5 protein-coding genes are annotated in these 6,800 nt (G+C 73.9%); 2 read left to right on the forward strand and 3 right to left on the reverse strand.

Annotated features, from left to right (window positions below; all coding sequences use genetic code 11):
* The 3 genes from ligD to B7767_RS26730 form a co-directional block, all read right to left on the reverse strand.
* A partial coding sequence (gene ligD, locus B7767_RS26720) for a non-homologous end-joining DNA ligase (RefSeq protein ID WP_085574423.1) occupies positions 1–812 on the reverse strand: 812 nt, incomplete at its 3' end.
* On the reverse strand, positions 809–2,656 hold the full coding sequence (locus tag B7767_RS26725; RefSeq protein ID WP_085574424.1) for a transketolase: 1,848 nt from the start codon (positions 2,654–2,656) through the stop codon (positions 809–811). The genes B7767_RS26725 and ligD, both read right to left, overlap by 4 nt.
* Positions 2,653–4,353 (reverse strand): NAD(P)/FAD-dependent oxidoreductase, encoded by a 1,701-nt coding sequence (locus B7767_RS26730; protein ID WP_085574425.1) that lies wholly within the window; start codon positions 4,351–4,353, stop codon positions 2,653–2,655. The genes B7767_RS26725 and B7767_RS26730 overlap by 4 nt, the downstream gene beginning before the upstream one ends.
* A gap of 142 nt (positions 4,354–4,495) precedes the next feature.
* Here B7767_RS26730 and B7767_RS26735 point away from each other — a divergent pair, with 142 nt between their 5' ends.
* Together B7767_RS26735 and B7767_RS26740 are read left to right on the forward strand one after the other, a co-directional pair.
* On the forward strand, positions 4,496–5,458 hold the full coding sequence (locus B7767_RS26735) for an LLM class F420-dependent oxidoreductase (protein ID WP_085574426.1): 963 nt from the start codon (positions 4,496–4,498) through the stop codon (positions 5,456–5,458).
* A 21-nt stretch (positions 5,459–5,479) separates the two neighbouring features.
* The gene (locus B7767_RS26740) at positions 5,480–6,571 is read left to right on the forward strand and encodes an enolase C-terminal domain-like protein (protein ID WP_085574427.1); all 1,092 of its coding nucleotides are present in this window, start codon (positions 5,480–5,482) and stop codon (positions 6,569–6,571) included.
* The last annotated feature ends 229 nt before the right edge of the window (positions 6,572–6,800 follow it).

Genomic DNA, 6,800 nt, shown 5'->3' on the forward strand with positions numbered 1-6,800 from the left:
CGGCGGGCGTGCAGGTCCGGGTCGTCGAGCTGGTCCCAGGAGACGGGCACGGCGACGGGCGCGCCGGGCAGGGCGCGGACCGTGTAGGGCGCGACGGCGGTCTGTGCGTAGGCGTTGCGCTGCACGTCGAGGTAGAGCCGGTCGCCGCGGTCCTTCTTGCGGGCGGCGGTGGTGAGCCGGTCGGGGTGGGCGGCGGCGAGGGTGTCGGCGGCCTCGCGGGCGAAGGAGCGTACGTCGTCGAAGTCCTGGGTCCCGCTCAGTGGCACGACGACGTGCAGACCCCGGGAACCGGTGGTCATCAGGGCGGACGGTAGTTCCAGCTCGTCCAGCAGCTCCCCCAGCAGCCGCGCGGCCTCCCGCACCGCCTCGAAGTCGTCGCCGGAGGGGTCCAGGTCGAACACCAGCCGGTCCGGGCGGTCGGTCCGGGCGGTGCGGGACAGCCAGCGGTGCAGGGTGATGCTCGCCTGGTCGACGAGGTAGAGAAGGGTGGCGGTGTCGTCGCACACGGTGTGCGTGACGGTGCCGCCCTCCTTGGCGACCTCGGCGCGGGTGATCCAGTCCGGGTAGCCGTCCGGGGTGTTCTTCTGCATGAACGTGGGGCCGTCGATGCCGTCCGGGCGCCGGTCCAGCATCAGCGGGCGGCCCCGCAGGTGCGGCAGCATGAACGGGGCGACGGCCCGGTGGTAGTCGACGAGGTCGCCCTTGGTGTACTCCTTCGTGTTCCCGCCGCCGGGGAAGAGCACCTTCCCCGGCCTGCGGATCTCCACCTGACGACGGCCGGCCCGTACGGTGCGCGCACCGTCGTCGCTCACGACACGATCGCCTCCCCCACCAGCAGCCGGCCGGCCGCCGCGATCGACTCGGCGTCGATGCCTGCGGCGTGCAGCTGCTCCTCGGGGGAGGCCGAACCCGGCATGCCGCGCACGCCCAGCCGCACCAGGCGCGGTACCGGACGCCCGTCGGCGAAGGCCTCCGCGACCGCGTCCCCGAGGCCGCCCTCCGGGTGGTGGTCCTCCACCGTCATCAGGCAGCCGGTCTCCTCGGCGGCCGTGCGCAGCGTCTCCCGGTCGACCGGCTTCACCGAGTACAGGTCGATCACCCGTACGGCGATGCCCTCCCCCTCCAGGGCCTCCGCGGCGGCCAGCGCCTCGGGCACGGTGACGCCCGCCGCGACGAGGGTGAGCCGGTCGTGGCCGGAGGAGCGCAGCACCTTGCTGCCGCCGACGGGGAACTCCTCGTCTGGGCCGTAGATCACCGGGCCCGCACCGCGCGAGGTGCGCAGGTAGCGGATGCCGTCCAGGTCCGCCATCGCGGCGACCAGCCGCGCGGTCTGGTTGGCGTCGCACGGGTACAGCACGGTCGAGCCGTGCACCGCCCGCATCATCGCCAGGTCCTCCAGGCCCATCTGGCTGGGACCGTCCTGGCCGATGGCGACGCCCGCGTGCGATCCGACGAGGTTGATCCCGGAGCCGCTGATCGAGGCCATGCGGATGAAGTCGTGGGCGCGGGTGAGGAAGGCCGCGAAGGTGGCGGCGTACGGCAGCCGGCCGCGCGCGGCCATGCCGACCGCCGCGGCGACCATCTGCTGCTCGGCGATGTAGCACTCGAAGTAGCGCTCGGGGTGTTCCTTGGCGAAGGCCTCCGCGCGGGTGGAGTCGCCGACCTCTCCGTCGAGGACGACGACGTCGCCGCGCGCGGTGCCGAGGGCGGTCAGCGCCTCGCCGAAGGCGTTGCGGGTGGCCACCTCCTCGCCCTTCTCCCAGCGGGGCAGGTCGGGCCGGCCGGTGCGCCCGGCGGGCGGCGCCGCGTCGGCGGACGGCGCCTCCACCCGGATGCGCAGGTCACGGGGGCCGCCGAGCTCGGCGATGGCCTCCTCGGCCTCGGGCAGCGGCTTGCCGTGCAGTCCCTCGCGGTCCTGGACCGCCCCGACGCCCTTGCCCTTGAGGGTGCGGGCGAGGATCGCGGTGGGCTGGCCCTTGGTGGACAGGGCCTCCCCGTAGGCGCGGTCGACGGCGTCCACGTCGTGGCCGTCCACTTCGACGGTGTGCCAGCCGAAGGCCTGGAAGCGGCGGGCGTAGGCGTCCAGGTCGTGGCCGTGCCGGGTGGGGCCGCGCTGCCCGAGCCGGTTGACGTCCACGATCAGCGTGAGGTTGTCCAGGTGTTCGTACGCGGCGTGCTCGGCGGCCTCCCAGACGGAGCCCTCGGCCAGTTCGCTGTCGCCGCACAGCACCCACACCCGGTAGTCGGCGGGGGCCGGCCGCTTCCCGGCCAGCGCGATGCCGACGCCGACGGGGAGCCCCTGGCCGAGCGAGCCGGTGGCCGTCTCGATCCAGGGCAGTCGCCGGGGGGTGGGGTGCCCTTCGAGGCGGCTGCCGTTCTTGCGGAAGGTGAGCAGCTCCTCGTCGTCGATGGCGCCGGTCGCCTTGTAGGTGGCGTACATCAGGGGCGAGGCATGGCCCTTGGAGAGGACGAAGCGGTCGTTGCCCGGGTGGTCGGGACGCTCGAAGTCGTAGCGGAGGTGGCGGGCGAACAGCACGGCCATCAGGTCGGCCGCGGACATCGACGACGTGGGGTGCCCGGAGCCCGCGGCAGCCGCGGCGCGGACACTGTCCACCCTCAACTGCTGCCCGAGCTCGACGAGTTCACCGGTGTTCATGAGTCTCCTTCGGTGGTGCGGTCGGTGCGCCTGACGGGTCCGGGCGCGACATCGGGACCGGGCGGCGGCTGATCGGGGGGCGGGGTGACGGCGGGCCGGCTCTTGGCGGGCTCACCACCGGGCTGGTTCTTCGCCGGTTCACCACCGGGCTGGTTCTTCGCCGGTTCGCCACCGGGCTGGTTCTTCGCCGGTTCGCCACCGGGCTGCTTCTTGGCGGGCTCACCACCGGACCGTCCCGCGGCGTGCCCGCCACCCTGCCGGTTCTTCGCCGGTGCGCCGTCCGGCCGGTCCTCGGCAGCCCCTCCGCCTGCCCGGTCCCCCGTCGGCTCCGAGCCCGGCCGGGCGGCTGTCGGCGGCTGTGCCCCGCCCCCGGACGACTGCCCCCGCCCCGGCTCGCCCGGCACCCGCGCCAGTTCCGGCGACGCCGTGTCCAGCGGCACCGACCAGGACCGTACGAGTCCCAACTGGACGGCCTGACGCGGCAGTACGGCGTCGAGGAGCCAGTCGGCGGCGACGCGCACCCGGTTGCCCGGCATCGCCGCGAGGTGGTAGCCGCGGGTGACCGCCCCCGCCGCCACCCCGGACAGGTTCACGCCGAGCGGGTTGGCGGCGGCCTTGACGCCGCCCAGGTCCACCACGAACCCCATGTCCTTGTGCCGGTAGGCGCGCCGCTCACCGTCACCGAACGACGCGGCGACGTTGTGCGCGCACACCTTGCCCTGCCGCCAGGCGTGCTGCGCGGTCATCGGGGTGTACGAGCCGGGCTTCTCCAGATCGGGCACCGCGGCGGCGTCCCCGCAGGCGAACACCTCCGGCCGGCCCGGCACCTGCAGGTGCGGGTCGACGAGCAGCCGACCGCGTTCCATGGGCAGTCCGAGGGACTCGGCGAGCGGGTCGGGGCGTACGCCCACGCACCACACCAGGGTGTGCGTGTCGACGGACTCCCCGTCGGTCAGCAGCACTCCGTCGTGCGTGGCCTCCTTCACGGAGGTGCCCATCCGCACGTCCACGCCCCGTTCCCGCAGCACGGTGTCCGCGGTGCGGGAGAGGCGTTCGTCCAGCTCGGGCAGGACCCGGTCGGCGATGTCGAGGAGCAGCCAGCGCGGCCGCATCCCGGTCCGCATCGGGTGCCTGGAGACCTGCGCGTCGGTGAAGAGCTGCCCGTGCGCGGCGACTTCCGTGCCGGTGTAGCCGGCGCCGACCACGACGAACGTACAACGGGCGGCGCACCGTTCGGGGTCGTCGGTGGCGGCGGCGAGCTCCACCTGCCGGGTCACGTGGTCGCGCAGGTACAGCGCCTCGGGCAGGCCGCGGAAGCCGTGGGCGTGCTCGGCGACACCGGGGATCGGCAGCAGCTTGTTGACGCTGCCGGCCGCGAGGACCAGCCGGTCGTAGTCGAGGGTGCCGCCCTCGCCCTCGGGGCCGGTGTAGTGGACCTGCCGCGCGTCGAGGTCGATGCGGTCGGACTCCCCCAGCACCAGCTTCACGTGCGGCAGCGTGCCGGAGAGGGAGACGGTGACCCGGCGTGGTTCCAGGATGCCGGCGGCGACCTGGGGCAGCAGGGGCAGGTACAGGAAGTAGTCGGTGGGGTTGAGCAGGACGATCTCGGCGCGGCCACGGGCCAGCCGGGAGAGCGTCCGGGCCGTGCGGTACCCGGCGAAGCCGGCACCGACGATCACAATGCGGGGTCGACTCACGGTTCGCCTCCGGCGTTGTCGCGGACGTCGGGAGACTTCCGCGTCCCCCCGGTCGGGGCCGCCAAACGTCCGCCGGTTTCCGTCCGGCCCCCCGGGTACCCGGTCCGGGACCCGAACCGCCGATGTCGCGGAGGCACCCCCCATGCCCGAGTACGGCTACTTCCTCTCGTGCGAGCAGTACGGTCCCGCCGAGCTGATCGAGCAGGCGCGGATGGCCGAGCAGGCCGGATTCCAGGCCCTGTGGATCTCGGACCACTACCACCCGTGGAACGACGAACAGGGACAGAGTCCGTTCGTGTGGTCGGTGCTCGGCGCGCTGTCCGAGGCGGTGTCGCTGCCGGTGGGGACGGCGGTGACCTGCCCGACCGTACGGACGCACCCGGCGGTGGTGGCGCAGGCGGCGGCCACGGCCGCGGTGATGTCGCCGGGGGAGTTCCGACTGGGCGTGGGCACGGGCGAAGCCCTGAACGAGCACATCCTCGGAGACCACTGGCCGCCCGCGCACGTACGGCTCGAGATGCTGGAGGAGTCGATCCAGGTGATGCGCCGGCTGTTCTCCGGCGAGGAGGTCAACCACCACGGCACGCACTACACGGTGGAGAACGCCCGCCTGTACACCGTGCCGGACGAGCCCGTCCCGATCGACATATCGGGCTTCGGGCCGGCGGCGACCAAGCTCGCCGCCCGGGTCGGCGACGGCTACATCACGATGATGCCGGACACCTCGATGGTGGAGCAGTACCGCAAGGGCGGGGGCGGCGGCAAGCCGGTCAGCGGCGGCACCAAGGTCTGCTACGGCACCGACCGCGACGAGTGCGTGCGTACCGTGCACCGGCTGTGGGCGAACGAGCTGCTGCCCGGCGAACTGGGCCAGGTGCTGCCCTCGCCCAAGCACTTCGAGCAGGCGCAGACGCTGGTCACCGAGGACATGGTGCGGGAGAGCCGGGTGTGCGGCGACGACGTGGACGAGCACGTCGCCGAGCTCCGCCGGTTCGCCGACGCGGGTTTCGACCGTGTCTACGTCAACCAGATCGGCCCCGACCTGCGCGGTTTCTTCGACTTCTACCGCACCAAGGTGCTGCCGCGGCTCCAGCAGGCCGGCTGACCACGACAGGACGGTCCGACGATGGAACTGCACCGACCCGGCGTCTCCGTCTACACCGTGCCGGCCGACGCCCCCGAGGCCGACTCCACGCTGGCCTGGGAGTCCACGACGGTGGTGATCGCCGAGGTGTCGGCGGGCGGCGCGACCGGCACCGGGTGGACGTACGGTCCGCCGGCGGTCGGTGACTTCCTGAGCGGGCATCTCGCGCCGCTCGTGGAGGGCATGAGCGCGCTGGACGTTCCGGCCGTGCACGAGGCGATGTGCCGCTCGGTGCGCGACGCCGGCCGGCCGGGCATCGCGGCCTGCGCGATCTCGGCGCTGGACGTCGCGCTGTGGGACCTCAAGGCCCGGCTGCTGGAGCTTCCGCTGGTGCGGCTGCTGGGGGCGTGCCGGGAGCGGGTGCCGGTGTACGGCAGCGGCGGCTTCACCACGTACCACGACACGCACATGGCGGCGCAGCTCAACGGGTGGGTGCACGGGCAGCACATCCCGCGCGTGAAGATCAGGATCGGGGCGGGCTGGGGCCGGGAGGTGCCCCGTGACCTGCACCGGGTGCGGGCGGCCCGGCACGTCGTCGGCGAGCACGCCGAGCTCTACGTCGACGCGGGCGGGGCGTACACCCGCAAGCAGGCGGTGCGGGTCGGTCACGCCCTCGCCGAGCACGGGGTGGGCTGGTTCGAGGAGCCGGTCTCCTCGGACGACCTGACCGGGCTGCGGCTGGTGCGGGACGCCGTGGTGAGCGACGTGACCGCCGGGGAGTACGGCTTCGACCTGCCGTACTTCGCCCGGATGATCACGGCCGGGGCGGTGGACTGCCTCCAGGTGGACGCGACGCGCTGCGGCGGGCCGACCGAGTTCCTGCGCGCGGCGGCGCTGGCCCAGGCCCACGGCCTGGAGGTGTCGGGGCACGGCGCCCCGCACGTCCACGCGGCGGTGGCGGCCTGCGTCCCGAACCTGCGGCATCTGGAGTGGTTCCACGACCACGTCCGGATCGAGGACACGTTCTTCGACGGCACCCTGGACCCCGCGGGCGGCACGATCGGTCCCACCGGGGGCCCGGGCCACGGTCTGACGCTGCGGACGCAGGACGTCGCGGAGTACAGGGTGGGCTGACGACCGGAGCCGGCCGGCTCCGTGGGAGACGGGTCGGCCCGCGGGCGGCCTCCCTCCAGCCGGTCGGTCCCGGTGACCGGGCGCGCCTGCCGGTCAGTCCCGGTGGCGGGGTGCGTCCGGGTCGGAGTCCGGCCGCGGCGGTACGACGCCGACGGTGGGCGGTGCGGACGGCACCGGCGGGACGGGCGCCGACCGGCCGCCGGGGGCGTGTTCGAACTGGGGCCGTTGG

Origin of the sequence: Streptomyces sp. 13-12-16, assembly GCF_002114215.1 — a bacterium.
Classification (GTDB): Bacteria; Actinomycetota; Actinomycetes; order Streptomycetales; family Streptomycetaceae; genus Streptomyces.